27 protein-coding genes, 1 tRNA gene and 1 pseudogene are annotated in these 25,526 nt (G+C 67.8%); 15 read left to right on the forward strand and 14 right to left on the reverse strand.

Features of this window, described 5'->3' with window-relative positions; genetic code table 11:
* Window positions 1-442: 442 nt before the first annotated feature.
* The gene (locus ACFDS3_RS07590) at window positions 443-1,417 is read right to left on the reverse strand and encodes a glutathione S-transferase family protein (protein WP_375261800.1); all 975 of its coding nucleotides are present in this window, start codon (window positions 1,415-1,417) and stop codon (window positions 443-445) included.
* Between the two features lie 59 nt (window positions 1,418-1,476).
* Between ACFDS3_RS07590 and ACFDS3_RS07595 the strand changes: the two genes are divergently transcribed.
* Complete coding sequence (locus ACFDS3_RS07595) at window positions 1,477-1,926, forward strand: hypothetical protein (protein ID WP_375261748.1); 450 nt, start codon at window positions 1,477-1,479, stop codon at window positions 1,924-1,926.
* 59 nt (window positions 1,927-1,985) lie between these two features.
* Window positions 1,986-2,062 (forward strand) — tRNA-Arg (locus ACFDS3_RS07600).
* 157 nt (window positions 2,063-2,219) lie between these two features.
* On the opposite strand, the gene ACFDS3_RS07605 is transcribed toward ACFDS3_RS07600, so the two are convergent.
* From ACFDS3_RS07605 to ACFDS3_RS07620, 4 genes and pseudogenes are all read right to left on the reverse strand, one after another.
* The gene (locus ACFDS3_RS07605; protein ID WP_375261749.1) at window positions 2,220-2,498 is read right to left on the reverse strand and encodes a hypothetical protein; all 279 of its coding nucleotides are present in this window, start codon (window positions 2,496-2,498) and stop codon (window positions 2,220-2,222) included.
* A 57-nt stretch (window positions 2,499-2,555) separates the two neighbouring features.
* A pseudogene (locus ACFDS3_RS07610) lies at window positions 2,556-2,747 on the reverse strand (zinc ribbon domain-containing protein); the annotation flags it as partial.
* A 62-nt stretch (window positions 2,748-2,809) separates the two neighbouring features.
* Window positions 2,810-2,986 (reverse strand): transposase, encoded by a 177-nt coding sequence (locus ACFDS3_RS07615; RefSeq protein WP_375261750.1) that lies wholly within the window; start codon window positions 2,984-2,986, stop codon window positions 2,810-2,812.
* A gap of 261 nt (window positions 2,987-3,247) precedes the next feature.
* Entirely contained in the window at window positions 3,248-4,915 is a 1,668-nt protein-coding gene (locus ACFDS3_RS07620) for a phospholipase D-like domain-containing protein (RefSeq protein WP_375261751.1), read from the reverse strand.
* Window positions 4,916-5,379: 464 nt separating this feature from the next.
* Here ACFDS3_RS07620 and ACFDS3_RS07625 point away from each other — a divergent pair, with 464 nt between their 5' ends.
* Genes ACFDS3_RS07625 through ACFDS3_RS07635 form a run of 3 tightly spaced genes read left to right on the forward strand, consistent with a single transcriptional unit; the run spans window position 5,380 to window position 7,357 of the window.
* The gene (locus ACFDS3_RS07625) at window positions 5,380-6,303 is read left to right on the forward strand and encodes a transglutaminase-like domain-containing protein (protein WP_375261752.1); all 924 of its coding nucleotides are present in this window, start codon (window positions 5,380-5,382) and stop codon (window positions 6,301-6,303) included.
* A 4-nt stretch (window positions 6,304-6,307) separates the two neighbouring features.
* Window positions 6,308-6,472 carry a hypothetical protein gene (locus ACFDS3_RS07630; RefSeq protein WP_375261753.1) on the forward strand — a complete coding sequence of 55 codons (165 nt, stop codon included), beginning with the start codon at window positions 6,308-6,310 and terminating at the stop codon, window positions 6,470-6,472.
* Window positions 6,473-6,511: 39 nt separating this feature from the next.
* Window positions 6,512-7,357, forward strand: a complete 846-nt coding sequence (locus ACFDS3_RS07635; RefSeq protein WP_375261754.1) for a fumarylacetoacetate hydrolase family protein — start codon at window positions 6,512-6,514, stop codon at window positions 7,355-7,357.
* 18 nt (window positions 7,358-7,375) lie between these two features.
* Here ACFDS3_RS07635 and ACFDS3_RS07640 read toward each other — a convergent pair whose 3' ends face one another.
* From ACFDS3_RS07640 to ACFDS3_RS07655, 4 genes are all read right to left on the reverse strand, one after another.
* Window positions 7,376-8,287, reverse strand: a complete 912-nt coding sequence (locus tag ACFDS3_RS07640) for a sugar kinase (RefSeq protein WP_375261755.1) — start codon at window positions 8,285-8,287, stop codon at window positions 7,376-7,378.
* Window positions 8,288-8,412: 125 nt separating this feature from the next.
* Complete coding sequence (locus tag ACFDS3_RS07645) at window positions 8,413-9,681, reverse strand: DEAD/DEAH box helicase (RefSeq protein ID WP_375261756.1); 1,269 nt, start codon at window positions 9,679-9,681, stop codon at window positions 8,413-8,415.
* Between the two features lie 319 nt (window positions 9,682-10,000).
* Window positions 10,001-10,747 carry a type I methionyl aminopeptidase gene (gene map / locus ACFDS3_RS07650; protein ID WP_375261757.1) on the reverse strand — a complete coding sequence of 249 codons (747 nt, stop codon included), beginning with the start codon at window positions 10,745-10,747 and terminating at the stop codon, window positions 10,001-10,003.
* Window positions 10,748-10,801: 54 nt separating this feature from the next.
* Window positions 10,802-11,971: a MalY/PatB family protein gene (locus tag ACFDS3_RS07655; protein ID WP_375261758.1), complete on the reverse strand. Its 1,170-nt coding sequence runs from the start codon at window positions 11,969-11,971 to the stop codon at window positions 10,802-10,804.
* Between the two features lie 93 nt (window positions 11,972-12,064).
* Between ACFDS3_RS07655 and def (ACFDS3_RS07660) the strand changes: the two genes are divergently transcribed.
* From def (ACFDS3_RS07660) to pyrC, 4 genes are read left to right on the forward strand one after another with little or no spacing between them, the layout of a single operon-like run.
* Window positions 12,065-12,583: a peptide deformylase gene (gene def / locus ACFDS3_RS07660; protein ID WP_375261759.1), complete on the forward strand. Its 519-nt coding sequence runs from the start codon at window positions 12,065-12,067 to the stop codon at window positions 12,581-12,583.
* Window positions 12,580-13,023, forward strand: coding sequence for a hypothetical protein (locus ACFDS3_RS07665; protein WP_375261760.1), 444 nt, complete (start codon window positions 12,580-12,582; stop codon window positions 13,021-13,023). The genes def (ACFDS3_RS07660) and ACFDS3_RS07665 overlap by 4 nt, the downstream gene beginning before the upstream one ends.
* Window positions 13,023-13,517 (forward strand): peptide deformylase, encoded by a 495-nt coding sequence (gene def / locus ACFDS3_RS07670; RefSeq protein WP_375261761.1) that lies wholly within the window; start codon window positions 13,023-13,025, stop codon window positions 13,515-13,517. The genes ACFDS3_RS07665 and def (ACFDS3_RS07670) overlap by 1 nt, the downstream gene beginning before the upstream one ends.
* Window positions 13,518-13,576: 59 nt before the next feature.
* A complete protein-coding gene (gene pyrC / locus ACFDS3_RS07675; RefSeq protein ID WP_375261762.1) occupies window positions 13,577-14,845 on the forward strand; it encodes a dihydroorotase in 1,269 nt (422 codons plus the stop codon).
* Here the strand turns inward: pyrC and ACFDS3_RS07680 are convergent, their stop codons facing one another.
* A complete protein-coding gene (locus tag ACFDS3_RS07680; RefSeq protein WP_375261763.1) occupies window positions 14,846-15,589 on the reverse strand; it encodes a M48 family metallopeptidase in 744 nt (247 codons plus the stop codon).
* A gap of 37 nt (window positions 15,590-15,626) precedes the next feature.
* The gene (locus ACFDS3_RS07685; protein WP_375261764.1) at window positions 15,627-16,565 is read right to left on the reverse strand and encodes an L-threonylcarbamoyladenylate synthase; all 939 of its coding nucleotides are present in this window, start codon (window positions 16,563-16,565) and stop codon (window positions 15,627-15,629) included.
* 119 nt (window positions 16,566-16,684) lie between these two features.
* Here ACFDS3_RS07685 and ACFDS3_RS07690 point away from each other — a divergent pair, with 119 nt between their 5' ends.
* From ACFDS3_RS07690 to pheT, 6 genes are all read left to right on the forward strand, one after another.
* Window positions 16,685-18,388, forward strand: a complete 1,704-nt coding sequence (locus ACFDS3_RS07690; RefSeq protein ID WP_375261765.1) for an acyl-CoA dehydrogenase — start codon at window positions 16,685-16,687, stop codon at window positions 18,386-18,388.
* A gap of 61 nt (window positions 18,389-18,449) precedes the next feature.
* Window positions 18,450-19,481 (forward strand): MBL fold metallo-hydrolase, encoded by a 1,032-nt coding sequence (locus ACFDS3_RS07695; protein WP_375261766.1) that lies wholly within the window; start codon window positions 18,450-18,452, stop codon window positions 19,479-19,481.
* Window positions 19,482-19,559: 78 nt separating this feature from the next.
* Window positions 19,560-19,694: an aa3-type cytochrome c oxidase subunit IV gene (locus ACFDS3_RS07700; protein ID WP_375261767.1), complete on the forward strand. Its 135-nt coding sequence runs from the start codon at window positions 19,560-19,562 to the stop codon at window positions 19,692-19,694.
* A 5-nt stretch (window positions 19,695-19,699) separates the two neighbouring features.
* Window positions 19,700-20,317 (forward strand): hypothetical protein, encoded by a 618-nt coding sequence (locus ACFDS3_RS07705; protein ID WP_375261768.1) that lies wholly within the window; start codon window positions 19,700-19,702, stop codon window positions 20,315-20,317.
* 115 nt (window positions 20,318-20,432) lie between these two features.
* Window positions 20,433-20,780 (forward strand): DUF2793 domain-containing protein, encoded by a 348-nt coding sequence (locus ACFDS3_RS07710; RefSeq protein ID WP_375261769.1) that lies wholly within the window; start codon window positions 20,433-20,435, stop codon window positions 20,778-20,780.
* 91 nt (window positions 20,781-20,871) lie between these two features.
* Complete coding sequence (gene pheT, locus ACFDS3_RS07715) at window positions 20,872-23,268, forward strand: phenylalanine--tRNA ligase subunit beta (RefSeq protein ID WP_375261770.1); 2,397 nt, start codon at window positions 20,872-20,874, stop codon at window positions 23,266-23,268.
* A 42-nt stretch (window positions 23,269-23,310) separates the two neighbouring features.
* Here the strand turns inward: pheT and ACFDS3_RS07720 are convergent, their stop codons facing one another.
* The 3 genes from ACFDS3_RS07720 to ACFDS3_RS07730 are packed head-to-tail and all read right to left on the reverse strand — an operon-like array spanning window position 23,311 to window position 25,525.
* Window positions 23,311-23,910: an MSMEG_1061 family FMN-dependent PPOX-type flavoprotein gene (locus ACFDS3_RS07720; RefSeq protein ID WP_375261771.1), complete on the reverse strand. Its 600-nt coding sequence runs from the start codon at window positions 23,908-23,910 to the stop codon at window positions 23,311-23,313.
* On the reverse strand, window positions 23,907-24,629 hold the full coding sequence (locus tag ACFDS3_RS07725) for a lysophospholipid acyltransferase family protein (protein WP_375261772.1): 723 nt from the start codon (window positions 24,627-24,629) through the stop codon (window positions 23,907-23,909). Before ACFDS3_RS07725 ends, ACFDS3_RS07720 begins: the two co-directional genes overlap by 4 nt.
* Window positions 24,629-25,525 carry a cell division protein FtsX gene (locus ACFDS3_RS07730; protein WP_375261773.1) on the reverse strand — a complete coding sequence of 299 codons (897 nt, stop codon included), beginning with the start codon at window positions 25,523-25,525 and terminating at the stop codon, window positions 24,629-24,631. Before ACFDS3_RS07730 ends, ACFDS3_RS07725 begins: the two co-directional genes overlap by 1 nt.
* Between the last annotated feature and the right edge of the window lies 1 nt (window position 25,526).

Raw genomic sequence — 25,526 nt, forward strand, 5'->3', positions numbered from 1 at the left:
CGACGGGATGGTGCAGATCGAAAGGCGCCTGGCCAGACGAGCCGGCAGGTGAGGCGGCGGAAGCTTGGACTTTGGGTATGGGGGGGCCGGGATCTCTGCCGCGGAGGCTCAAGCTGATTCCGGTGGCCCCGTGCGTTTCGTAGAAGGGGCCGCCACTGTTGCCCGGCTCACCTGAGGACCATGCGTCTAGCCGTGAGGTATCGCCCCAGACAAGACCGAAGCAGTCTGCCCGGGAAGGAGGCGCCGTCAGTCCGCTCCCTCGGCTGCGGCGCGCTGCATAAGGCTTAGGCAAAATTCCTGTGGATGCGAAAAGCGCTCAGACGATTGGTTCGCGCGGGGCTGTCGTTGCAGACACGTGCGGCGGTCGTACCATGCGGGATGATACGGACCGGCGCGTTGCCGTCGATCACAGCCGCGTCCCCGTCGGTTCAATATGAAGCCGTCAGCCCCGTCCGTGCGGCGCATTCCAGTCGAGCACCGGGTTGATCGGAATGATCCTGTGCGGGTTCACCATGTCGTGGCTGTAGTGGTAGTGCCGGACGAAGTGGTCGAAGTGAACCTCTTCGGCGATGCCCGGCCATTGGTACAATTCGCGCGTGTAGGCCCAGAGGTTCGGGTATTCGCGCAGGAAGCTGCGGTTGCACTTGAAGTGGGTGTGGTAGACGAGGTCAAACCGCACCAGCGTCGAAAAGAGACGCCAGTCCGCCTCGGTGATCCGGTCGCCCACGACATAGCGGTTCTGCGACAGGAGCCCCTCGAGCCAGTCGAACGAATCGAACAGCGCGTGGACAGCGCGGTCATAGGCGCCTTGGCTCGTCGCGAAGCCGGCCTTGTAGACCCCGTTGTTGACCGTATCGTAGACCCGGTCGTTGATCTCGTCGATCCGGTCACGCAGGTCCACGGGATAATAGTCGTCGTGATTGCCAGTCAGGTCGTCGAAGGCCGAGTTGAAAATGCGGATGATGTCCGCCGATTCATTCGAGACCACCGTTTCGCGCCTGAGATCCCACAGCACGGGTACGGTGACACGGCCGGTCATCTGCGGGATCGCGCGCAGGTAGACGTCCCGCAGGTAGGGCAGGCCGTAGACCTTATCGCCGGTGGCGCCGGGGAAATCGGTGCGAAACTCCCATCCTTCGGACAGCATCTCGGGGTGCACCACCGAAACGTCGATGTAGCGTTCCAGGCCCTTGAGCTTTCGGAAGAAAAGGGCCCGGTTTGCCCAAGGGCAAGCGTAGGAGACATAGAGGTGGTAGCGGTTCGCCTCGGCCGCAAAGCCACCTTCTCCGGTTGGCCCGGCGCTGCCGTCCACCGTGATCCAGTTGCGGAACTCCTGGGCGGAGCGCTGGAACTCGCCGCCTGTCGCGTCAGTGTCGTACCAGACGTCCCGCCATTCGCCGTCAATCAGCTTGCCCATGTCGGTCCTCTCCATCTTGTTGAGCAGGGACATAGGTGCGGGTTTCCAAGTGGCCATTCATGCGGCAACGCGGCGTGATTTTGTTAGGAAACTGTATTATACGCCTTCTTGAAGGCACGCCGCCGGCATCCACCTTCCGGGGCGGCTTCAGGAGGATGATGATGTCTTGGGAGATTTTCGCAGATGATCCCGCGGCCGGCCGCGCGCCGACACCACAGTACAGATTGGTGTGGGGCAACCATTCCGCTCCGGTCGAGCGGCTATGGGCGAAGGGCCTGTCGATCAAGAAAGGTGACGACCGGAAGGTGCCGGGCCTCGCCGAGCTTTATCGGGGGGACCAGCATATCGCGTCGGTGCTCCTGTGCTCGGATGTGGTCGATGCGAGGGAGCATCGCTTCCACTTCAAGCGCCTGACGCGCCACGCCGACGCGCCGCCGCGCGACTATGCGCCCGAACCCGATCCGATGGCGCTGCTGCCCTCGCCGGACCGCGCCCGTCCAGGTCTTTGAAGAAAAATCGCCTACCCCCCTTGCGGTCTGCGCTATAGGGGGATAGGTGACGGCTCCACGCGCTGGTAGCTCAGTTGGATAGAGTATCTGACTACGAATCAGAGGGTCGGGGGTTCGAATCCTCCCCAGCGCGCCACTTCACTTTTAGCGGTTGAAATATCCCCCAACACCTTGAAAGGGAAGGATATTTGTGGGGTTCGAACGCCCCGATTTCGGCAGCGCCGAACAGGCTCTACAAATGCCAGTCGGAGCACCGTTTTCTGCCATGCCAACGAGCTATTTTTCCAAATATATCAAGGACTTAACAGAAAATGCAGGGCGAGTTCGAACGACTCCTCTAGGGTGTGCAGCGGTTTGCCAGATTTTGCCACCTGCTCCTCGATCAGAATCTTCTGTGTTTCCAGCTTACTGATACGCTTCTCATAAGCCGCCACCACGCTGCCCGTGTTCGATTCGACTATCCGGTCGAGCATCGTCTCGATCTGGCCTTCGATCTTCTTGAGGTCACTCTTGAGCGTCTTAGTTGCTTCATCGGACCGCGCCAGCCGAGCATCCCAGATGTCACGGAACATTGCCTTCGCCGCTTGGAAGAGCCCCTTGGACGGCTCCAGCGTCTGGAGAAGCTCTTCGAAATCTTTTTCCAGCTGGTCGCGCCGAATCGACTTGCGATAACTCTCGCAGCCTTTGGTTTTGCAAAGATAGTATGGATGCTTCTTGCCCGTCTTGCTGGTTGACCAGCAGGCCGTTAGTGCCGTCTCACAGTCATTGCAGTGGATAAACCCCCGCAGCGGGAAGTCTGCCCTGATATTCCTTGCGCGCAGGCGCTTTCGCGGTGGACGTCAAGCGCTCTTGAATTCTCTCGAACGTCGTGTAGGCTCTGGACTCATAACCAGAAGATGACGGTAGCGGCGAGGGCGATGGCCGAGAGGAAGACTTTTGGGCTTCGGTCATAACGCGTCGCCACGCGCCTCCAATCCTTCAGGCGTCCGAACATGATTTCGATCCGGTTGCCTGCCGAGATGATCTGGAGCACCACAGATTCCTGAGGCCGCCGCCGCACCCCGAAGACTCCGTCCTACGCAAGGACTGATGGCGCCTATCCATTGCTGCGTTGTGCACGAACGGCAGGACGGCGCTGCCTCCGGATCTACGCCTTTTACTGGCGCAGTGCTGCCTCAGATCCCGTTCCAATCTGCGATCAAGAACGCGGGGCGACAGGCTGTGTGATTGTCAGTCAGCGTCGGCAAAACTCTGGACTGCATGACGCGTTTGTGGTCCCGGCAGAGGCGTTCCGTCAGAGGTGGCCCTTGGCATGGCGTCGTCAGCCTTGCGGTTTGCGCGGCACCGATGGACGGAAGGTTCGGTCCGTGCTGATCGCGGGCGCCGCGAGTTGCCGCCGCCGAGAGCGCCGCAACATTCGGTTTCCGACCCAGATACCGAGCCCCGTGACACCTGCCGCCAAGAGGATCGTGGCAAGGCCGGTTGCCTCGAACTGATAGGGTTCAACGGTGCGTTTGGCGGCGTGCTTGACGCGGTCCTTCGGGCGGATGCGGTTGCGCGGCCAATGCCGAGGATCGAAGATGCGCGTGTCCGCCAGCGTCCGCTCCAGCGGGTCGAGCGGCTGCGGCTCGATCGGATGCAGGCTCCGCCCCTCCGGCGATCGCAGCGTCCCGATCGCGACGGAAAGCGAGCCGCTGAGCCGCCATGCTGCGCGCACCTCGTCCTGGTCGCAGCCAAGATGCTCGGCCACCAGCGAGAGCGTGAAATCTCGAATCAGGGCACGCTCCGCCTCGGAAGCGGCTTCGATGGCGATGTCGCATTCGGTGTCGAAGCCCATGGAGCGGTTGTCGATATTGCTCGACCCGATCTTGAGAAACCAGTCGTCGACCACGAATACCTTGGCATGAACGTAGATCGGCGTGCCATTCGCGTTCGCGGGGTGGAAGATCGAAAAACGTTCGCCACCGCCGCGCTCGTCCGCGTCTCGCAGGCGCTCGATCATCCGAGAGCGGACGGAATGCATCGCCTCGTCCTCCAGAAAGCTCTGGGCCGACTGCGGGTTGACGATCACGATCTCCGGTCCGTCGGGCTCGGCCAAGCGCGCCTCCATCGCCTCGCAGATAGAGCCGGCGGCAAGATACTGGCTCTCGACATAGATCGTGCGACGGGCGGCACGAATAGCGGCGAGGTAAAGCTCCTCGATCTCGTTCACCAGTTCGGTGCCTCGATAGCGTGGTTCGGTGCGGGCGATACCGACCTCGACATCGCGGACATCCGGCTCCAGATCATCCGGCCAGGACGAGGAGCTTGCGGCTTCCGGAACAGGCAATTCCTCTCCGGTGGCGGAGCGCCAGCGCATCCGCGCCAGATCGCCGAGGGCTGCAGCCGCCGGCCCCTCCAGCGCGGTGGTCACGTCGTGCCAGGGCTGGTGCAGCGAGCCGTCGGGGTCGGCCCGGCGGTCGTCTTCTGGCGCGTGGTCGCGCGTGTCCCAGCGCCCCGTCGTGACGTCGATCCCGCCGCAGAAGGCCAGGCGGTCGTCGATCACGACGATCTTCTGGTGGTGGCAAGCGCCGGCCGGGTGCTGGCTGTCGAGCGCGAAGTGGATGCGATCGGAAGCCATCTTGAGGCTCAGCGTCTCCCAAGCCTGCTGAGCGATCTCGACGAGCATTGCGCCGTCCCATTTGAGGATATGCAGGCGCAACTCGGGGCGCCGGTCCACCAGGGCCTTGAGGAAGTCCCCCAGATGGTTGGGCCAGCCGTCGGGTGCATTCCCATCTTCGTCGCTCTGGCCCGGCAACATCTCGATGCGCAGGTCGAAGTCCCAGCCGATCAGATAGGCCGCCTGCTCGGCGTTGGTCAGCGCAGAGCGCAGATGCAGGAAATAGTCGGCCGCGTCGACGATCAGGGCGGCACGGCTGGCGCGCGCCACCCGCCAGCAGGTCTCCCCCGGTCGAAGCAGGGCTTCCGTTTGACTCTTGGTCGTGAGCATGACGTCCTCCGTTGTCTTTTGGACGGTGGTTCGTGCCGCCAGTCATGGCTCCAACGACTGCGACGCAGATCCGATCCGCAAACGGGCTCGCGCGCCCGGCGACCTGTACCACACTGTTGCAGACGAGTTCGGGCCCAGGCCGAGATGGCCAACGGCAGCGCCTTTTGCCGTTCACCTGATGAGATGGCGAGAGTGGCCTTCAGCCGGCGCTTGACCTTGAGCGACAGCCCCATCAGCTGACATCGTAGCCAGTCTTGGCTGTACTCGTAGCGACGTAACCGTTCTGCGATCCGCAGCCGAGTCAGCGCCTCTTCCGAAACGTTGTTCCGTGCCTTAGTCACAGTTGACATTGTCGACTTCGCCTCTCAATCGCGCCACTTCTCTGCAAGGCATCGATAGCGGCACGCTTGCGATTCAAGCCGTTCCGGCCTAGGCACACTGCGTTCCCAAGCGGCGAGGTCGAGATGGACAGGCGACACCTCATCCAATTCGGCGTCGCCGGCCTGACGGTCTCGGCGCTCCCGAGACGCGGCCGAGTAGCCTTCGCGCCCACGCCGGATGCCTGGCGGCGCTTCGAACTGGTCACCCAGGTCACCCTGCCGCAGACCGCCGAGGCGGCGCAGGTCTGGGTTCCGGTGCCCGCAGTTTCCGAATCCGGCTGGATGAAGGCGGGCGAGACGACGTGGAGCGGGTCTGCGACTCATGCGGACCTCGCCTCGGACCCCGAGGGTAAGGCGCGTTTCGTTCACGCCACCTGGGATGCCAATGCTGGAAAGCGCACCTTGACCGTCGCCTCGACCGCCATGACCCGCGATCGCCACGCAGACCTGTCGGACGCGCCCGTCGAGGCTCCGTCGCTGTCCGAGGTCGAACGGCAGCGCTACACCGCCTCCACCGACCTGATTCCGACCGATGGTATCGTGAAGGACACGGCGGGCAGCATCGTCGGCTGGGCCCGCAGCGACCGGGCCAGGGCGCGGCGGATCTATGACTGGGTCGTCGAGAACAGCGCGCGCGAGACGCATGGCTGCGGGCTGGGCGACGTGGCCTCTATGTTGGTCACGGGCGACCTGACGGGCAAATGCGCCGATCTGAACGCGCTCTATGTCGGGCTCGCGCGGGCCGCAGGGCTGCCGGCGCGCGACGTCTACGGCCTGCGGATCGCGCCCTCCTGCCTTCGGCTACAAGAGCCTCGGCGCACGTTCCGAGGACGTGACCAAGGCCCAGCATTGCCGCGCGGAGGTCTGGCTCGACGAGTTCGGCTGGGTGGCTGTCGATCCTGCCGACGTGCGCAAGGTGATGCTCGAAGAGCCGCCGAAGGATCTGCCGCTGGACCATCCCAAGGTCGCCGCCGCGCGCAAAGGTCTCTTCGGTGGATGGGAGGGTAACTGGGTGGGCTACAACTTCGCCCATGACGTGGTCCTGCCAGGGTCGGAAAACCGGCCGGTGCCTTTCCTCATGTACCCCGAGGGCGAGATCGGGGGGCGCCGTCTGGACGCTCTCGACCCGTCCAGCTTCAGCTATACGATCACGGCGCGCGAGCTGCCGACAGCCTGACGGCACGCCCCCGCGAGCCGCAACGAGGGAGACCCCGCGATGAAACTGTTGCGTGTAGGCAAGGCCGGCCGCGAACGGCCTGCGCTTCTCGACCAAGATGGGCGCGTGAGGGACCTCTCGGCGCATGTCGAGGATTTCGCGGGACCCGACGTCGCGATCGAAGCGCTCGACCGGATTCGCGGGATCGACGTGTCGAGCCTGCCCGTGATCGAGTCCCCGGACCGGGTTGGCCCCTGCCTTGCGCGCGTGCCCAACTTCTTCTGTGTTGGCCTGAACTATGCGCGCCACGCGGCGGAAACCGGCGCGCAGGAGCCTGCCGAGCCTATCCTTTTTTCCAAGGCAAGCTCGGCCCTGTCCGGCCCCAATGACCCGGTGGTGATCCCCCGCGGGTCCGAAAAGGCGGATTGGGAGGTCGAGCTGGGCGTCGTGATCGGGCGCGAGACGCTCTACGTCTCCGAGGCCGAGGCGCTGTCCTGCGTCGCCGGCTACTGCGTGATCAACGACGTGTCCGAGCGGTCCTTCCAGGCCGAGCGCGGTGGCCAATGGATCAAGGGCAAGTCGGCGCCCAGCTTCGGGCCGATCGGTCCCTGGCTCGTCACCGCGGACGAGGTGTCCGACCCGCAGGCGCTGTCCCTCAGCCTGTCGCTGAACGGCGAGACGATGCAGAATTCTGCGACGTCGGACATGATCTTCGGCGTTGCGCAGATTGTCAGCTACATGAGCAACTTCATGAAGCTGATGCCGGGCGATGTGATCGCCACCGGCACGCCCGAGGGCGTGGGCTTGGGGATGCACCCGCAGCGGTTCCTGCGGCCTGGCGACGTGATGGAGCTGACGGTGGAAGGGCTCGGCATCCAGCGGCAAGAGGTTGTCGCCGCCGACTGACCGGGGCCGGCGCCATGTCTAGTCGGGTGCGACGGCCTCTTCGACCAAAGCGCCGGGAGCCTGAATGACCCGTCCCGACAGGTCCGAGGCTGCACGGACCGCATCACGCAGATCGGTGCCTCCGGCGCGCGCGGCCAGCAGCGCGCCGGCGAAGCTGTCACCGGCGGCCGTGGTATCGACGACCTGCGCAACCGGCGTGGGCTGCAGCCGGTCGATGCCGCCTTCGGTGGACCAGAAGGTAACCTCGTCTGCGCCGTTCTTCACCACGACCGTGCCGGCGCCCGCCCCGCGGTAGCGCGCTATCGTGCCCTCGGGGGTGGCATCCCCGAACAGGCCCTGCTCTTCGTCGAAGCTCGGCAGGACGATGTCGGCCGCCGCCGCGCCGCGGGTCAGGCCGCCGCGCATGGTGGCCTCGTCCTCCCACAGGCGGGGACGGAGGTTTGTGTCGAAGGTGACTGTCGTGCCGTTCTTCCGAGCCAAGTCCAGCGCGGCGAAGAGGCGCGTCCGGGCGTCGGGTGACAGGATAGCGAGCGTGATGCCCGAGAAATGAGCGATGTCGGCGCCTTCCAGCGCTCGATCCAGCCGCGCCCGGTCGTCGGCGAGGCTGCGCGCCGCGGCGGTGTCGCGCCAGTAGGAAAAGCAGCGCTCGCCGCCTTGCGTCGAGATCATGTAGAGGCCGACGCTCCGCCCCGGGATGCGGTGCAGGTGGCCGGTGCCTATGCCGGCGTCCTGCATGAACGCCTCCATCTGGTCCGACATCGTATCGTCGCCGATGCAGGAAAGGTAGTCGACGCGCGCCGTCTCGGGGAGAAGGCGTCGCGCATACCAGGCGGTATTGAACGTGTCGCCCGCGAACCCGCGGCGATAGGTGCCGGGACCGGCCTGCGCCAGTTCAACCATGCATTCGCCGATGCAGACGATCCGGTTCATCGGAGCTCTCCCCTGAAAGCGCGCCGGATCGAAGGGCCGGCGCGCGTCGGGGTATAGCCGATCACGGCACCCTCACAAGGTGCACGGGTTCGGATGCCGATGGTGATCGGCATTCGAAAAGGCCGTCAGCCGCGTGCGGAGGATTTCGCGCGGCGGGGCCGGCTGCTGCGCGGCTTGCCCTGTGAGGCACCCTGCGGCTTCGGCGCGGGCTTCTGGCCACGGCGGCGGTTCCGCGTGGGCTTGGGCGCCGCACTCGGGGCGAGGTGCGCCCAGGACGCATCCAGGGCGACCGGGATCGACTTTCCGAGCAGCTTCTCGATGTCGCGCAGGTACTCCAGCTCGTCCGGAGCACAGAAGCTGACGGCCTTGCCCGACCGCCCCGCGCGGGCGGTGCGCCCGATGCGGTGGATGTAGGTGTCGGGGATGTTCGGCAGCTCGTAGTTGTAGACGTATTCGACCTCGGGGATGTCGATGCCGCGGGCGGCCACGTCGGTTGCGATCAGCACGCGGATCTCGCCGTCGCGGAACGCCTTGAGCGCCCGGTCCCGCTGGTTCTGCGATCGGTTGCCATGCAGCGCCGCACCCGGGAAGCCTGCCTTTTCAAGCTGTCGCATCAGCCGGTCGGCACCGTGCTTGGTGCGCGAGAAGACCAGCGCCTGCGCATCCCGATGCGCACCCAGAAGCTCGACCAGATGCTCGGTCTTGGCCTCTTTCGGGACGAAACGGACCTCCTGGTCGACCTTGTCGGCGGGCTTGCCCGGAGGGGCGACCTCGACCCGGACGGGGTTCTGCAGGAACGTCTGGGCGATCTCGTTCATCTGCTTCGACATGGTCGCCGAGAACAGCAGCGTCTGACGCTCTTTCGGGATGTGGTTCGCGATTTTCCGCAGATCGTGAATGAAGCCCATGTCGAGCATCTGGTCCGCCTCGTCGAGGACGAGGAACTTCGTCTCGGACAGGGTCAGCGCCTTCTGGTTCAGAAGGTCCAGAAGACGGCCCGGCGTCGCGACGAGGATGTCCGCGCCACGCTCCAGCCGGCCGATCTGGCGGTTGATGGACATGCCGCCGACGACCGTCGCGATGCCGATCTTGGCCCCGCCGGCAAGCGGGCGAAGGCTGTCGGCGATCTGGTTCACCAGCTCGCGCGTGGGCGCAAGTATCAGGGAACGCACGGTTTTCGGAGCGGGCTTGCCGCCCGCGGCGATCAGCGCGTCGAGAAGCGGCAGGCCAAAGGCGATGGTCTTGCCGGTGCCGGTCTGGGCGAGGCCCATGACGTCACGGCCCTCCATCGCGTGGGGGATGGCCTTGGCCTGGATCGGGGTAGGGGTGTCGAGACCGGCCTCTTTCAGGCGGTCGAGAAGGGAGGGCGCGAGGCCCAGCATGTCGAAATCCATGGGGAAATCCGTGTATTACAAGTGTAGGAGACTCGTGAGAGTCCTGTAGGAGACCGCGTCGGAGGTCCGTAGGAGACCGCGCCCGAGGCCCGCATGCGTTCGAGGACACGCCACGGGCTGACCGAGGGGCCGCATTGCCCCGTGGCCGACGTGACGTCTGCCTCCCCGCGTGATCTGGGAAACGCTGCGCCGGTCCGAGGGGGCCATCCTGTGGCCCGTCTGCTCACGCGGCAGGGACACGGCGTCTTCGGGGTCATATCTATTCCGCAGGGCCTCGTGTCAATCCCGCCGGTGGAACAAAGCCGGTTCGGAGCGGGGGTCAGCCCGGCATCGTGACGGTCATCGGCCCGCGGTCCGTCGCGACGACCGTGTGCTCGTATTGCACGACCGGGGCACGGGGTTCGCTGTAGAGCGTCCAGCCATCTTTGCCCGCCGTCGCCATCAGGCCTCCGGTCGAGAGGAAGGGCTCGACGGTCAGCACGAGGCCCCTGGTGATGCGGCGCTTGTCGCGGTTGGGCCAGGTCGCGATCTCGCCGGGATACTCGTGCAGGGAGCGGCCGACGCCTTGGCTGGCGAGGTTGCGGATCAGCGTGTAGCCCCGGCCGGAGGCGAACCGTCCGATGGCCTTGCCGATGCCCGCGAGCGGCTTGTCGCTGCCGACCTGCGCGATCCCGATCTCCATCGCGCGCTTCCCGTCGCGGCAGAGGCGGTCGAGCGGCGGGGCGACGGGATCCACGCGGAACGTCGCCCCGGTATCGGCGAAATACCCGTTCTTCGACGCCGAGACGTCGATGTTCACGAGGTCGCCCGCCGCGATGACCCTGTCGCCGGGAATGCCGTGGGCGATTTCTTCGTTGACGCTGATGCAGGTGGCGCCGGGGAAGTCGTAGCTGGATTCCGGCGCGGAGGCGGCCCCGTCGCGTTCCAGCAGCGCGCGGCCGATCTCGTCCAGCTCGCGGGTGGTCATGCCGGGCTCCATCGCTCTCGCCATGGCGTGCATGGTGTTCGCGACGATCCGGCCGATCTCCTTCAGCCCGTCCAACTCGTCCTGGTGCGTGATCGTCATCGTCGGTCTTTCGTCAGTTCGGGGTGCGGTCTGCGTCAGGTGCGCGGTGTACGATCACTGAAGGTCGGCGAAGGCGGCTTCCAGGCGGGCGCAGGCGTCCTTTATCTGGGCGCGCGGCATGCCGATGTTGAAGCGCAGGAAGCTGTCGCCGCCCTTGCCGAAGGTGGCGCCGTGGTTGGCGGCGATCCGGGCCTCCTGCTCGACGCGGCGTGCGGCCTCGGTCGGGGCCATGCCGGTGCCCGAGAAGTCGACCCAGCTCAGGTAGGTCGCTTCGAGCGGCATCGAGGTCAGGCCCGGGATGTCGGCGATGGTGGCGTCGAAGAGGCGGCGGTTCCCGTCGAGATAGGCCATCAGGTCGTCCACCCAGGCCGCGCCTTCGGGGGAATAGGCGGCCTCGGCCATCTCGAGCCCGAAGGAGTTCGGCGACAGCCCGAGCGCCGCGATGCGGGCCGCGAAACTGGCGCGCAGGTCGTTGTCGGCGATGATGACGTTGCCGGTGTGGCTGCCGGCGATGTTGAATGTCTTGGACGGCGCGTTCAGCGTTACCAGCCGGTCCCCGATCCCCGGCGTCAGGGCCATGGGGCGGTGGATGTTGCCGGGATAGACGAGGTCCTGGTGGATCTCGTCCGACACCAGAGTCAGGTCGTAGCGGGTGGCGAAATCGGCGATGGCGGCGTTTTCCTCGGCCGTCCAGACGCGGCCGCCCGGGTTGTGGGGCGAGCACCAGATGGCCATGCGCTCGTTGCCCTGCATCCCCTCGTCGAAGGCGTCGATGTCGAGCGTGTACTTGCCGTCGACCACCGGCATCTCAAGCTCGCGGACCTCGCGCCCGGCGGCTTCGATGACGCGGGCGAAGGCGTGGTAGACGGGTGTGAACAGCACCACCGCGTCACCCGGCTGCGTATAGGCATCGACGCAGAGACCGACCGCGTTGACCAGCCCGTGGGTGGTCAGGATGTGCGCGGGGTCGATGGTCCAGCCGTGCCGCATGTCCATCCACCAGCGGATCGCCTCGCGGTAGCCATCGTCCCCGCCATAGTAGCCGTAGACCCCTTGGGCGTGCATCCGGCCCACGGCGTCCTGCACGCATTGGGGCGGGCGGAATTCCATGTCGGCGACCCACATGGCAAGGCCGCCGTCGGGCGAGACGCCGTAGATCGCTTCCATCTTGTCCCACTTGGCCGAATGGGTGCCGCGGCGGTCGATGATCTCGTCGAAACTCATGGGGTGCTCCTTTGAGAGCTTGGCTAGCAGGCGAGGCGCGGGACGTGAAGCGGGGCGTTGCGAAGGGCGGGCGGCTCGCCTAAATCCCTGTCCATGATCCGTCCCATCCTGATCCACCCCGATCCGCGGCTGAAGTCGCGCGCCACCGAGATCGGCACCCCCGACGCCGAGATGCGCGCGCTGGCGTCCGACATGCTGGACACCATGTACGACGCGCCCGGCATCGGCCTTGCCGCGCCGCAGATCGGCGTGATGAAGCGGCTGTTCGTCATGGATTGCGTCAAGGAAGAGGGCGTCGAGCCGCGCCCGATGGCCCTGATCGACCCGGTGATCGAATGGTCCTCGGACGAGATGAACACCTACGAGGAAGGGTGCCTGTCCATCCCCGACCAATACGGGGATGTCGAGCGCCCGGCCGAGGTCGAGGTGTCCTGGACCGACCTTGATGGCGCACGCCAGCGCGAGCGGTTCGCGGGGCTGTGGGCGACCTGCGCGCAGCACGAGATCGACCACCTCGATGGCAAGCTCTTCATCGACTACCTCAAGCCGATGCGGCGGCAGATGATCACGCGCAAGATGCAGAAGATGAAGCGCGAGCAGGCGCGGGCGTGACGCCTCTTTATGCCCCGCGCCCACTGCGCCACCTGATGATGTGGCGGATCGGGTCGATCCGGGTGAAGCCCTACCACATCGGCCATGCCGTGCCGACCGAGCCGCGCGTCTCTGCGGCACGGCTGGAGGCCGAGCGCATGGCCGAGGCTGCGGCGACCGAGGGCGGCTCGCACGACCTCGGCTTTGCGGTGATGCACGAGGGCGACATGGGGACGTGGCTGCTGATGGACTGGTGGGCGCATGGCGACATCCTGTGCCAGCGGCTGAGCCTGAACGACGGGGCGGGGTTCCGCGCGGTGGACGACCGCCCGCTGGCGGCCTGCGTGTGGGAGCTGCCCGTGTTGGCGCACGAGCGCAACGCCTGGGTGCGGCACATGATGCATGCGCCCGTCTCGGCCGATCGCTACCTGTCGGACCGGCTGCCAGAGGGGGCCGTCTGATGGCGGTGCGCCCGATCCTGCGCTGGCCGGACCGGCGGTTGCGAACGCCTGCGGCGCCCGTGGGCGAGGTGACGGACGAGATCCGTGGCATCTGGCAGGACATGATCGACACGATGGACGCGATGCCCGGCGTGGGCCTTGCCGCGCCGCAGATCGGGGTGGGGCTGCGCCTTGCAGTCGTGGATGCTAGCGACGCGCGGGGGCAGGCGGTTCGCATGGCCAATCCCGAGGTTCTGCACGCGAGCGTCGAGGATCGCGAGCATGAGGAGGCCTCGCCTTGTCTGCCGGGCGTGTCGGCCAGGGTGGCGCGGCCGCGGGCGGTGACGGTGCGGTTCATGGACGCCGAGGGTGCTGTGGTGGAGCGGGATTTCGTTCACCTCTGGGCGACGAGCGTGCAGCACCAGATCGACCACCTGGACGGCAAGCTGTTCGTGGACCGGCTGAGCCGCACCAAGCGCGATATGCTGATCCGGCGGTCCGGCAAGGCGGGCTGATTGTTGCCAGCGGCGGGGGCGGCGGCGTATGTCGGCCACGCCCGGACCCGGAGACGCCCATGACCCTGACCTTCCGCAATGCCCGCCTGATCGACCCCGAGACCGGCGAGGAGCGCCGGGGCGACCTGCACGTCGCCGAGGGGCGCATCGTGGACGCAGCACCCGAGGGGGCCGAGGTGATCGACTGCCGGGGCAAGTGCCTTGCGCCGGGGATCGTGGATCTGGGTGTAAAGGTGTCCGAGCCGGGCGAGCGGCACAAGGAGAGCTTCGCATCGGCCGGGCGCGCGGCCGCGCGGGGCGGGGTGACGACGATGGTGACGCGGCCCGACACGTCGCCCGCGATCGACACGCCCGAGGTGCTGGAGTTCGTTGCCAGACGGGCCGAGGCCGATTCGAAGGTGCGGACGGCCCACATGGCCGCGCTGACCAAGGGGCGCGACGGGCGCGAGATGACCGAGTTCGGCTTCCTGATGGATGCGGGCGCGGTGGCGTTCACCGATTGCGACCGGGTGGTCGAGGATACGCGCGTGCTGTCCCGCGCGCTGACCTATGCCAAGGGCCTTGGCGCGCTGGTTGTGGGGCACGTGCAGGAGCCGGGGTTGAGCCGGGGGGCCGCGGCGACGAGCGGCAAGTTCGCCTCGCTTTACGGGTTGCCGGCGGTGTCGCCGATGGCCGAGCGGATGGGGCTGGATCGCGACATCTCGCTGCTCGAGATGACGGGCGCGCGGTATCACGTGGACCAGATCACCTCGGCCCGGGCGCTGCCGGCGTTGGAGCGGGCCAAGCGCAACGGGCTGGATATCACCGCCGGGATCGGCATCCATCACCTGACGCTGAACGAGCTGGACGTGTCGGGCTACCGCACCTTCTTCAAGCTGAAGCCGCCGCTTCGGGCCGAGGATGACCGGCAGGCGGCGGTCGAGGCGGTGGCGTCGGGGCTGATCGACGTGATCTGCTCGATGCACACGCCGCAGGACGAGGAATCGAAGCGCCTGCCGTTCGAGGAGGCCGCCTCGGGCGCGGTGGGGCTGGAAACGCTGCTGCCGGCGGCGATGCAGTTGGTCCATTCGGGCAGCCTGACGCTGCCGCAGCTATGGCGGGCGCTGTCGCTGACACCGGCGCGGCGGCTGGGGCTGGACGCGGGGCGGCTCTCGGCGGGCGCGCCGGCGGATCTGGTGCTTTTCGATCCAGATGCGCCCTTCGTGCTGGACCGCTCGACGCTGGCGTCGAAATCCAAGAACACGCCCTTCGACGGGGCCCGGATGCAGGGGCGGGTGCTGGGCACGTGGGTCGGCGGCGCGCGGGTCTATGCGCGCGAGGCCGCCTGATCAGATCGTCTCGAGGATCGCTTCGATCTCGCGGATGCGCGAGGCCGGGGTGGGGTGGGTCGCGAGGAACTCGGGGGCGCGGTTGGCGTTCGCGGCCTGCATCCGCTGCCACAGGGTAACGGCCTCTTGCGGGTTGAACCCGGCGGCGGACATTGTGGTGAGGCCGAGGGCGTCAGCCTCAAGCTCCTGATCGCGGGAGTAGGGCAGCAGCAGGCCGTAATCCAGGCCGAGGCCCAGCGCGGCCGCGATCTCGCCGCTGTATTCGATGCCACCGATGTTGAGGAAGAAGTCCACCACGCGCACCCCGGCGTTCCGGGCGATCTGGGCCGACATGCGCTTTTGCGAATGTTCGGCTTCGAGGTGGCCGATCTCGTGCCCGACGATGGCGGCAAGCTGCGACTCGTTCTGAACGACGTTGAACATGCCTTCATAGACGCCGATCTTGCCGCCGGGCAGCGCGAAGGCGTTGATGTCGGGCGAGGCGAAGACCTCGATTTCCCATCCTTCGGGACCGGCACCGGCGGCGCTGAGAAGCCGCATCGAAACGCTGTCGAGCGCCTCTTGGTAGGACCGGTTGCGGCTGAGGGGCGTGGCTTCGAGCATCTGCTCCCACGCTTCCTGGCCCATGCGGGCGGCCTCTTCGTCCGAGACGAGGTTCGGGGCCTCGTCGCAACCCGAAAGCGCCACGGGGGCGGTCAGCGAGGCGCCGAGGAATGCGCGGCGGGTAAAGCAGCTTTGGCACATGAGGGCCGAACGCGCGTCCCTGCTGCGCGTTCCCCGTTCAGCGTGGGGCGGCGGCGCGGCGCAGGCGGTCGTTGATCGCGCGCCCGAGGCCCTGTTCCGGGACGGGGCTGACCGCGATGCGGGGCGCGCCCATGCGGTCGAGGGTCTGGAGGTGGCCGAAAAGCTGCGCGGCGGCCTCGGTCAGGTCGCCGGTGGGCGAGAGGTTCAGTTCGGCTTTGACCGGGCCGAAGCCGAGGAGCGTTTCGTCCGGGTCGGGCTGCGTGACATTCAGCCGCACCCGGCCCTGTGGCGCGTAGTGCGAGGCGAGTTGGCCGGGCGCGGTCGGGGTGTCACCGGTCGCCTCAAGGCTGATTGGGGTGCCAAGCAGGGCCTCGATCCGCTCGACCGGCAGCCCGCCGGGGCGGAGGAGACGGACGGTGCCGTCCACGGGCATCAGGATCGTTGATTCGAGGCCGACGGGGCAGGGGCCGCCGTCGAGGATCGCGTCGATCCGGTCGCCCAAGCCCGCCTCGACATGGTTGGCCGTTGTGGGGCTGACCCGGCCCGAGGGGTTGGCCGAGGGCGCGGCGACGGGATGGCCGATGCGTTCGAGTAGTTGCAGGGCCAGCGGCGCATCGGGCACGCGGACGGCCAGCGTGGGAAGGCCCGCGGTGACGAGATCGGCGATGGGGGCGCCGTCGTGCAGGGGCAGGACCAGCGTCATCGGGCCGGGCCAGAAGGCGCGGGCGAGCTGGCGCGCGAGGTCGTCGAGGTGGACGAGGTCTTCGGCCGCTTGAAGCGAGGGGACATGCGCAATCAGGGGGTTGAAGCTGGGCCGGCCCTTCGCGGCGTAGATGCCGGCCACCGCGCGGGCGTCTGTGGCGTCTGCGCCGAGGCCATAGACGGTCTCGGTCGGGAAGGCGACGAGGCCGCCCTGCCGCAAGAGTTGGGCGGCGCGGTCGATGCCGGTCGTGTCGGCGGAAAGGCGCAACGTCATGGCGTCGGATTAGGGCAGCCGGGCCGCCTTGGCCAGATGCCGATAACGCCGCGTTCCGCTTGTCGGAAGGGAGGCGGCCCTTCATTCTGTCCCGCAAGCCAGTTGGAGGAGCCGCCGCCATGCCCTATCGCGCCCCGTTGAACGACTATCGTTTCATCTTCGAGAATGTCGTCGGGCTTTCGCGCGTGTCCGAGACCGAGCGCTTCGCCGAGGCCACGCCGGAACTGGTCGAGCAGATCCTGACCGAGGCCGCGCGCCTGAGCGAAGAGGTGATCGCGCCGCTGAACTGGCCCGGCGACCGCAACCCGGCGAAGCTGGAGAACGGCGTGGTGCGGACCTCGCCCGGGTTCGGCGACGGCTACAAGGCGATCGCCGAGGGCGGATGGGTCGGCATGGCGGCGAATCCCGATCATGGCGGCATGGGCCTTCCGATGGCGGTGACGACGGCGGTGAACGAGATGCTGTCCTCGGCCTGCCTGTCGCTGCAGCTGTGCCCCCTCTTGAGCCAGGGCCAGATCGAGGCGCTGGAGCATCATGCGAGCGACGAGCTGAAGGCGCTGTACCTGCCCAAGCTGACGAGCGGCGAATGGTCGGGCACCATGAACCTGACCGAACCGCAGGCCGGGTCGGACGTGGGCGCGCTGCGGACGAAGGCCGAGCCGAATGACGACGGCAGCTACCGGATCACGGGGCAGAAGATCTACATCACCTGGGGCGACGCGGATTTCCTGCCGAACGTCGTGCACCTGGTGCTGGCGCGCCTGCCGGATGCACCTGCGGGGACCAAGGGGATCAGCCTGTTCCTGGTGCCCAAGTACCTGCCCGATGCTCAGGGTGAGCCGGGCGAGCAGAACGACCTGCGGGTCGTGAGCCTGGAAGAGAAGATGGGCATCCACGCCTCGCCGACCTGCGTGATGGAGTTCGACGGCGCCAAGGGATGGCTGGTCGACGGGCCGAACAAGGGCATGGCGGCGATGTTCACCATGATGAACAACGCGCGTCTTGGCGTCGGTGCGCAGGGCATCGGCGTAGGCGAGCGGGCGTATCAGCACGCGCTGGCCTATGCGATGGATCGGGTGCAGGGGAAGGCGACTGGATCGGGGGCCATCGTCGAGCATGCCGATGTGCGGCGGATGCTGACGCAGATGAAGGCGGACCTGTTCGCGGCGCGGTCCATCGCGCTGATGAACGCGGTATCGATCGACATGGCCGCGGCGACGGGCGAGGCGACCTGGAAGGCTCGCGCGGCGCTTCTGACGCCGATCACCAAGGTCTTCGGCACCGAGGTGGGTGTGCAGGTCTCGCACGAGGGGGTGCAGATCCACGGCGGCATGGGGTTCGTCGAGGAAACCGGCGCCGCCCAGTTCAGCCGCGACGCCCGGATCACGCCGATCTACGAGGGGACGAACGGCATCCAGGCGATGGACCTTGTCGCGCGCAAGATGATGGACGGGGGCGAGGCAGCGTTCTCGGTGCTCGACGCGATCCAGTCCGAGGCTGAAGAGGCCCGCGCCACGCACGAGGCGCTTGCCCAGAAGGTATGGGAAGCGACCGAGGCGCTGCGCGAGACGACCGAATGGCTGGTCGAGCAGGAGATGCAGGACCGCTTTGCCGGCGCCGTGCCCTACCTGCGGGCCTTCGCCCGTGTGCTGGGCGGGGCCGCGCATCTGCGGGCCGCGCAGCGGGGCGACGCGGCGCGCGGGGCGCTGGCGGCGTTCTATATCGACCGGCTGCTGCCCGAGCATCGTGCGCTTCTGACCCAGGCGAGGGCGGGGGCAGCGGGGCTTTACGCCCTCGGCCTCGACGACCTGACGGCGGCCTGAGGGGCTGTTGTCTCGGCCGGGGCAAGCGGTTAACGCTGCCCCGGACCTGAGGAAGAGCGACATGACAAGCGACGGCGGCACCATTCGCTATATCCATGAGACGCCGCCGGAATTCGGCGTCCCGACCCCTGTCGCCGACGGCATCGAGTGGCTGCGCCTGCCGCTGCCGATGGCGCTGGACCACGTGAACTGCTGGCTGCTGGACGAGGGCGACGGCGCGGTCACCGTGGTCGACACCGGCTTCGACAGCCGCAAGACGCGCGACCTCTGGAACCGTGCGCTGGACGGGCGGCGGGTGACACGTGTCGTCGTGACCCACCACCACCCCGACCATGTGGGCCTTGCCGGCTGGTTCCAGGCCGAGCACGGCGCCGAGCTTTTGATGCCGCGCACCGGATGGCTGATGGCGCGGATGCTGACGCTTGACGTGCACGAGCGCCCCACGCCCGAGACGCTGGCCTACTGGCGCGCCGCTGGAATGCCGCCCGAGATGATCGAGACGCGCGCGGCCGAGCGGCCGTTCAACTTTGCCGACGTGGTCGCGCCGCTTCCGCTTGGTTACCGGCGGCTGACGAACGAGGACATGATCTGCCTCGGCGGGCGGTGGTGGCACATCCATTGCGGTGACGGCCATGCCCCCGAACACGCGACTCTGTGGGAAGAGGACGGCCCGCTGATCCTTGGCGGAGACCAGCTTCTGCCGTCGATCTCGCCCAATCTCGGCACCTACGCGACCGAGCCCGAGGCCGATCCGGTGGGCGACTGGCTGGCGTCGTGCGAGCGCTTTCGCGGCCTCGCCACCCCGGACCGCATCGTCCTGCCGGGGCACAAGCTGCCGTTCCAGGGCCTGCCCACGCGGCTGCGGCAGCTCGTCGAGAATCACGAGGGCGCGCTCGACCGGCTACGGTCCCACCTGGCCGAGCCGCGCAGCGCGGTGGAGTGCTTTCGCCCCGTCTTCAAGCGCGAGATCCGCGAGGCGGAGTTCGGCCTGGCACTGGTCGAGGCGGTCGCGCATTGCCAGCACCTCGTCCATCGCGGCGAGGCGCTGCGCGAGACCGACGCGGACGGTGTGTGGCGTTTCGCATTGCGTTGATCTGGACGCCTTCGAGACGGTGACACTGCCCTGCGCATGGGCTATCACGTCGCGAAACTGTATTCTTCGGAGCGGAACATGGCCAAGCACTCCCAAGGTTCGATGGACATCACGGGGCATGAGAAGACCTTCAACGGCTTCATCTCGATAATAACCTGGGCATCGGTCGCGATTGTCGTCGGGCTGATCCTGCTCTGGCTCATCAACGGCTGATCGGGATGCGCCGCATCGCCGTTGCGCTTGCGGCGCTGTGCGTCGTGCTGGCGGGGTGCGCCGTGGGCAATCCCCCACCGGCCGACCCGGCCGAGGTCGCGCGGCGCAGCTATTCCGACGGCGGTCCGGCGCAGATCACGCTGTTCACCGTGCGCGGCGTGGGCAAGGACAACGGCGCCCACACCGCGCTGCTGGTGAACGGCAGCGAACGGGTCCTGTGGGACCCGGCGGGGTCCTTCCGGCACCCCCAGGTGCCCGAGGTCGGCGACCTGCTGCACGGGATCACCCCCCTGATCGAGCGGATCTACATCGACTACCACGTGCGCCCTGACTTCTACATCGTGCGGCAGGACAAGGCGGTCAGCCGCGAGACCGCGGACACCCTGATCGCCGCGATGAAGGCGCACGGCGCGGCGGGGCAGGCCACTTGCGCGCTGGCGACCAGCGGCATCCTGCGGCAGGCGGGGCTGGATGTCGGGCGAAGCTGGTTTCCCAACAGCCTGATGCGGGATTTCGGGGCGCTTCCGGGTGTGACCGAAGCGCGAATCGACGTGTCGACCGTGGACACCAATCACAACGTGATCTTCGGACGAGGTGGCGTGCCGCTGCCGCCCGGCGCCTGAGCGCGCGCCCCGCCCGGGAGTTGCGCAACCCCGGGCAGGAGCGCACGGAGTGTGAAGGGTTCGGCAAGGGCGGCGCGCGGATGGTCGCGCCGTTCAGACCTATCCCGAGGATCCCATGTCCGACACCTCCGCCAACCTGTCGCTGCCCTTCATCCAGCCCTCGCAGGCGCAGAAGCACGTCACCCATAACGAGGCGATCGCGCGGCTCGACCTCGTGGCGCAGCTTGCCGTCGTCGCGTTCGACGCCGTGACGCCGCCCGCTGCCCCGGTCGAGGGCGCGGCCTATGCGCTGGCCTCGGCGCCGCAGGGCGCCTGGGCCGGGCGGGGCGGCACCATCGCCGCGTTCCAGAACGGCGGCTGGGTCTTCATCACCCCGCGCGCCGGTTGGATCGCCGTGGCCGCCGATACGGGCCGTCTGCGGGTCATGACCGCGACCGGCTGGAAGGCGCCCGTGTTGGACTGACCCGGGGGGCGCCCGGCACGGTCCGGGCGCTTCCCATTCCGCGCCGCCTGCGCTAGTCCCGCGGGCGACACGACAAGAGGCGCGGAGCGACATGAAATTCACGCTGTCCTGGCTGAAGGATCACCTCGAGACCACCGCCACGGTCGACGAGATCGCCGAGGCGCTGACCGATCTGGGCCTCGAGGTCGAAGAGGTGTTCGACCCCTCTGCCGCGCTGCGCCCGTTCGTGATCGGCAACGTCGCCACCGCCGAGCAGCATCCCGATGCCGACCGTTTGCGGGTGTGCTCGGTCGAGGCGGGCGAGGGCCCGACCCAGATCATCTGCGGCGCGCCGAACGCGCGGGCGGGGATCACCGTGGTCGTCGCCAAGCCCGGCACCTACATCCCCGGCCTCGACACCACGATTGCCGTCGGCAAGATCCGGGGCATCGAGAGCTTCGGCATGATGGCCTCCGAGCGCGAGCTGGAGCTGTCGGAAGAGCATGATGGCATCATCGAGCTGCCCTCGGGCGAGCCGGGCCAGAGCTTTGCCGACTGGCTCGCCGCCAACCGCCCTGAGGCCGTGGACCCTGTGATCGAGATCGCGATCACCCCCAACCGCCCCGATGCGCTGGGCGTGCGCGGCATTGCCCGCGATTTGGCCGCGCGGGGGCTGGGGACGCTGAAGCCGATGGACGCGCCGGTGGTCGAAGGCACGTTCCCGTGCCCCGTCGGCGTGACCATAGACGAGGATGCGCTGCCCCATGCGCCCCATTTCACCGGGCGGCTGATCCGTGGCGTGAAGAACGGGCCGTCGCCGGCGTGGCTGCAGGCGCGGCTGAAGGCGATAGGGTTGCGCCCGATCTCGTCCCTTGTCGACATCACCAACTTCTTCACCTTCGACATGAATCGGCCGCTGCACGTCTTCGATGCGGCGCGGGTGACGGGCGAGCTTCGGGTGCACCTGGCGACGGGCGGCGAAACGCTCGAGGCGCTGGACGAGCGCAGCTACACGTTCGGCGCGGGTCAAGTCGTCATCAGCGATTCCCAGGGCGTCGAGAGCATCGCGGGCATCATGGGCGGCGCGCCCACCGGCGTGGAGGAGGACACGGTGGACGTGTTTGTCGAGTCTGCTTGGTGGGACCCGGTGACGATTGCGCGGACAGGCCGCGCGCTGAAGATCAACTCGGACGCGCGGTATCGGTTTGAGCGCGGCGTGGACCCTGCATGGACGCGGCCGGGCCTTGAGGCAGCGACGCGGATGATCCTGGACCTGTGCGGCGGTAAGGCATCCGAGGTGGTCGAGGCCGGGGCGGCGCCGGATCATGCGCGCGCCTATTCGCTCGACACGGCGCGGTGTTCGTCGCTGGTGGGGATGGACATTCCCGCGGCCCAGCAGCGCGAGACGCTGGAGGCGCTTGGCTTCCGGCTGGAGGGCGACCTTGCCCACGTGCCGAGCTGGCGTCCCGACGTGAAGGGCGAGGCGGATCTTGTGGAAGAGGTCGCGCGCATCGCCTCACTCACGCGGCTGGTGCCGCAGCCGATGGCGCGGCCCCAGCCGGGCGTGCCGAAACCGATCCTGACCGAGGGCCAGCGGCGCGAGCAGATCGCGCGGCGCACCTGTGCCGCGCTGGGTTACAACGAGGCGGTGACCTACTCGTTCATCGACGCGGATTCAGCTGCGCTGTTCGAGGGCGGGTCGGACGCGACGATGCTGGAGAACCCCATTTCGTCCGAGATGAGCCACCTGCGCCCCGACCTGCTGCCGGGCCTTCTGCAGGCGGCCGCGCGGAACCAGAAGCGCGGGCAGGGCGACGTGGCGCTGTTCGAGGTCGGCACCACCTTTCAGGGCGGCGAGCCAGAGGAGTCGTGCGTGCAGGTTGCGGGCCTTCTGACCGGGCGCACCGGGCCGAAGGATGTGCACGGCGCATCGCGCCCGGTGGACGTGTTTGACGTGAAGGCGGATATCGAGGCGGTTCTGGCCGCGCTCGGCGCGCCCGCCAAGACGCAGGTCTTCCGCGAGGGGGCCGAGTGGTGGCATCCCGGCCGTCACGGGCGCATCTGCCTTGGCCCAAAGAAGACGCTGGGCGTGTTCGGCGAGGTTCACCCGAAGATCCTGCGCGAGATGGGCGTCAAGGGGCCTGCCGTGGCCTTCACGATCTGGCCCGATCAGGTTCCCGCCCCACGCAACCAGGGCGCCGCCCGCCCGGCGCTGGAGCTGAGCGACCTGCAGGCGGTCGAGCGCGACTTTGCCTTCGTGCTGGACGACCGGATCGAGGCGCAGCAGGTCGTCGCGGCGGCGCAGGGGGCGGACAAGGCGCTGATCGACGAGGTGCGGGTGTTTGACCAGTTCGTCGGCGGCAGCCTGGGCGAGGGGAAGAAGTCGCTCGCCATCACGGTCCGCATCCAGCCCAAGGGCCAGACGCTGACCGACAAGGAGATCGAGGCCGTCGCGCAGAAGGTCGTCCAGAAGGTCGAAAGCGCGACCGGCGGCACGCTACGCGGCTAGGCAATTGCCAGCCCGCCTTTTCGCAAGGCGGGCTGGCGGCTATCACATGGTGTCGCGCGCGCGGCGGTGCCATTCGGCATCGTAGCGTGCCGCGTCGAAATCCTCGGCCCCGGCGGAACGCATCATCTCTCCGGCTGTGGGCAGGTCGGCGGACTCGTCCTGCCCCCAGAGCCGTGCGCGCATCACGGCGCGGGCGCACTGGAAATAGACCTCGGCGATCTCGATCACCACGACGCTGCGCGGCGCCTTCCCGAGGCGCGCGAAGCTGTTGCAGAGGTCGGCATCGACGGTGACGTGGGCGCGCCCGTTCACGCGGACGACGTTGTCCGACCCGGGCACCATGAACAGCAGCGACACGCCGCCATCCGCGACGATGTTCTCGAGCGTGTCGACCCGGTTGTTGCCGTGCCAGTCCGGCATCTCGAGCCGGGTGGCCGAGACGATCCGGACCACCGGCCCCTCGTCCCCGCGCGGACTGACATCGGGGCCGGCCGGTCCCGACGTGGCGATCAGGCAGAAGCGCGACTGCGCGATCCAGTCGGCATAGGCCTGCGTCAGCCGGGGCGCGACCTTGCTCAGCGACGCCGGAACGGGCGTGCCGTAGAGGGCGCGCAAGGCCCCGATGCTGTCGATCCGGCTCATGTGAGCACCTTCCATCCTGCTTCTGCCATCAGCGCGTCCGAACGCTCCTCGACCGCATTGCGCAGCCGGTCCATGAATTCCTGCCGCGGCAGTCCCGGCGGGATCGGGTCGAGGAACTCGATCACCGCATGGCCGGGTTTCTTCAGGACCCCCATCCGGGGCCAGAAGACGCCGACATTCACCGCCACCGGAATCACCGGCTCTTGCAGCTGCTGGTACAGGACGGCCGTGCCGGTCTTGTAGGGCACCGCCACCCCCGGTGCGACGCGGGTTCCCTGCGGATAGATGATCAGCTGCCCTGGCCGCGCACGGCCCTTGTCGACATCGGCCATCATCTTGGCGATGGCCTGTCCCTTCTTGCCGCGGTCCACGGGCACGCAGCCCATCCGCTTGGCGAACCAGCCGAGGACGGGCGCGCGGGTCAGTTCCTTCTTCATGATGAACTTCGGGGCGGGCAGCACCGAACAGAGCATGATGATGTCGAAGAACGACTGGTGCTTGGCCGTGATCATCACTGCGCCCTCGGGCACCTTGCCCCGCACGTCCGAGGTCAGACCGATCATCCAGGCGGCGGACCAGCGGACATAGTTGCAATAGGCGCGCACGCCGCGATGCGCGCCGTCGGCCTTGCGCATGGCGACGGGCGCCCAGTAGAGGCCCATGAGCGCCATGACGGCATACATCTGGACGGTGAAAACCAGCGAGCGAAGATACTGCATCAGGATATGCTCCTTAGCGCACGCAGCGCGGCAAGGCGGGTGGCCCAGAAGGCCGTGAGACCGGCGACCGGCGGCACCAGAAGCGGCGCAAGCCAGCCCGCCCCGGTGAAGCCCAGCCCGGTGAGGAAACCGCCGGCCTGCTCGACGGACGGGAGTGCCCAGATCGCGAGCATCCCGGCGGCGGTGCCGGCCAGCGCGCCACTTGCGGCGCGGAGGGTGAAGCGGCGGACGAAGGCGCGCGCGATGAAGGTGTCGCGCGCGCCGATCAGGCGCAGGACCCGCATGACGTCGCGGTTCGCGGCCAGCGCCGACATCGCCGCCAGCGTGATCATCGCCGCCATCGCCATCAGTATCAGGACGAGCGCGCCGAGGCCCAGCATGTGCAGCCGTTCGGCCGCGCGCACCAGCGGGCGGCGCCAGCGGGTGTGGTCGTCGAGGATCGCGCCCGGCGCCTCGGCCGCAAGACGCAGGCGCAGGCCTTGGGCGTCGTAGCCCTCGGGGGTCTCGATCACCTCGACCAGCTGCGGGATCGGCAGCGTCTCGACCGGCAGGTCGGGGCCGAACCACGGCTCCAGCAGGGCGCGCTGCTCGGCCGGATCGAGCGCGCGGGCCGAGGCAATGCCAGGTGTCGTCTGCAACAGTTCGACCACCGCGCGCGTCTGTGCCTCGCGCTGGGCCAGCGGGGCCGAGATGCGGATGGTCGAGCTTTGCGCGAGCGCGTTCGACCAGCGGTCGGCCAGCCGGTGGGTCGCCAGTGACAGGGCGAGGGCAAAGACGGCGAGGAACGCCATGGCGGCGGCGGCGAAGGTCGTCAGCCGCGCCGTAAAGCCCGAGGGCGGCACGACCCAGTCGGCCTGCGCGTCCCCGGCCAGCGTCTGCGCAATGTCGCGAAGCATC

Source organism: Palleronia sp. (assembly GCF_042089775.1).
Taxonomy (GTDB): domain Bacteria; phylum Pseudomonadota; class Alphaproteobacteria; order Rhodobacterales; family Rhodobacteraceae; genus Palleronia.

Excerpts from the sequence above, each read along its gene's own strand:
- ACFDS3_RS07595 (WP_375261748.1), top strand. The coding sequence starts at position 1,477 with ATGCGGCAACGCGGCGTGATTTTGTTAGGAAACTGTATTATACGCCTT.
- ACFDS3_RS07730 (WP_375261773.1), bottom strand. The coding sequence starts at position 25,525 with ATGCTTCGCGACATTGCGCAGACGCTGGCCGGGGACGCGCAGGCCGAC.
- ACFDS3_RS07710 (WP_375261769.1), top strand. The coding sequence starts at position 20,433 with ATGTCCGACACCTCCGCCAACCTGTCGCTGCCCTTCATCCAGCCCTCG.
- ACFDS3_RS07605 (WP_375261749.1), bottom strand. The coding sequence starts at position 2,498 with ATGTTCCGTGACATCTGGGATGCTCGGCTGGCGCGGTCCGATGAAGCA.
- ACFDS3_RS07635 (WP_375261754.1), top strand. The coding sequence starts at position 6,512 with ATGAAACTGTTGCGTGTAGGCAAGGCCGGCCGCGAACGGCCTGCGCTT.
- ACFDS3_RS07680 (WP_375261763.1), bottom strand. The coding sequence starts at position 15,589 with ATGTGCCAAAGCTGCTTTACCCGCCGCGCATTCCTCGGCGCCTCGCTG.
- ACFDS3_RS07625 (WP_375261752.1), top strand. The coding sequence starts at position 5,380 with ATGGACAGGCGACACCTCATCCAATTCGGCGTCGCCGGCCTGACGGTC.
- ACFDS3_RS07640 (WP_375261755.1), bottom strand. The coding sequence starts at position 8,287 with ATGAACCGGATCGTCTGCATCGGCGAATGCATGGTTGAACTGGCGCAG.
- map (WP_375261757.1), bottom strand. The coding sequence starts at position 10,747 with ATGACGATCACGCACCAGGACGAGTTGGACGGGCTGAAGGAGATCGGC.
- ACFDS3_RS07705 (WP_375261768.1), top strand. The coding sequence starts at position 19,700 with ATGCGCCGCATCGCCGTTGCGCTTGCGGCGCTGTGCGTCGTGCTGGCG.
- ACFDS3_RS07695 (WP_375261766.1), top strand. The coding sequence starts at position 18,450 with ATGACAAGCGACGGCGGCACCATTCGCTATATCCATGAGACGCCGCCG.
- ACFDS3_RS07655 (WP_375261758.1), bottom strand. The coding sequence starts at position 11,971 with ATGAGTTTCGACGAGATCATCGACCGCCGCGGCACCCATTCGGCCAAG.
- ACFDS3_RS07690 (WP_375261765.1), top strand. The coding sequence starts at position 16,685 with ATGCCCTATCGCGCCCCGTTGAACGACTATCGTTTCATCTTCGAGAAT.
- ACFDS3_RS07645 (WP_375261756.1), bottom strand. The coding sequence starts at position 9,681 with ATGGATTTCGACATGCTGGGCCTCGCGCCCTCCCTTCTCGACCGCCTG.
- ACFDS3_RS07685 (WP_375261764.1), bottom strand. The coding sequence starts at position 16,565 with ATGACGTTGCGCCTTTCCGCCGACACGACCGGCATCGACCGCGCCGCC.
- ACFDS3_RS07700 (WP_375261767.1), top strand. The coding sequence starts at position 19,560 with ATGGCCAAGCACTCCCAAGGTTCGATGGACATCACGGGGCATGAGAAG.
- pyrC (WP_375261762.1), top strand. The coding sequence starts at position 13,577 with ATGACCCTGACCTTCCGCAATGCCCGCCTGATCGACCCCGAGACCGGC.
- ACFDS3_RS07590 (WP_375261800.1), bottom strand. The coding sequence starts at position 1,417 with ATGGGCAAGCTGATTGACGGCGAATGGCGGGACGTCTGGTACGACACT.
- ACFDS3_RS07725 (WP_375261772.1), bottom strand. The coding sequence starts at position 24,629 with ATGCAGTATCTTCGCTCGCTGGTTTTCACCGTCCAGATGTATGCCGTC.
- def (WP_375261761.1), top strand. The coding sequence starts at position 13,023 with ATGGCGGTGCGCCCGATCCTGCGCTGGCCGGACCGGCGGTTGCGAACG.
- def (WP_375261759.1), top strand. The coding sequence starts at position 12,065 with ATGATCCGTCCCATCCTGATCCACCCCGATCCGCGGCTGAAGTCGCGC.
- ACFDS3_RS07720 (WP_375261771.1), bottom strand. The coding sequence starts at position 23,910 with ATGAGCCGGATCGACAGCATCGGGGCCTTGCGCGCCCTCTACGGCACG.
- ACFDS3_RS07620 (WP_375261751.1), bottom strand. The coding sequence starts at position 4,915 with ATGCTCACGACCAAGAGTCAAACGGAAGCCCTGCTTCGACCGGGGGAG.
- pheT (WP_375261770.1), top strand. The coding sequence starts at position 20,872 with ATGAAATTCACGCTGTCCTGGCTGAAGGATCACCTCGAGACCACCGCC.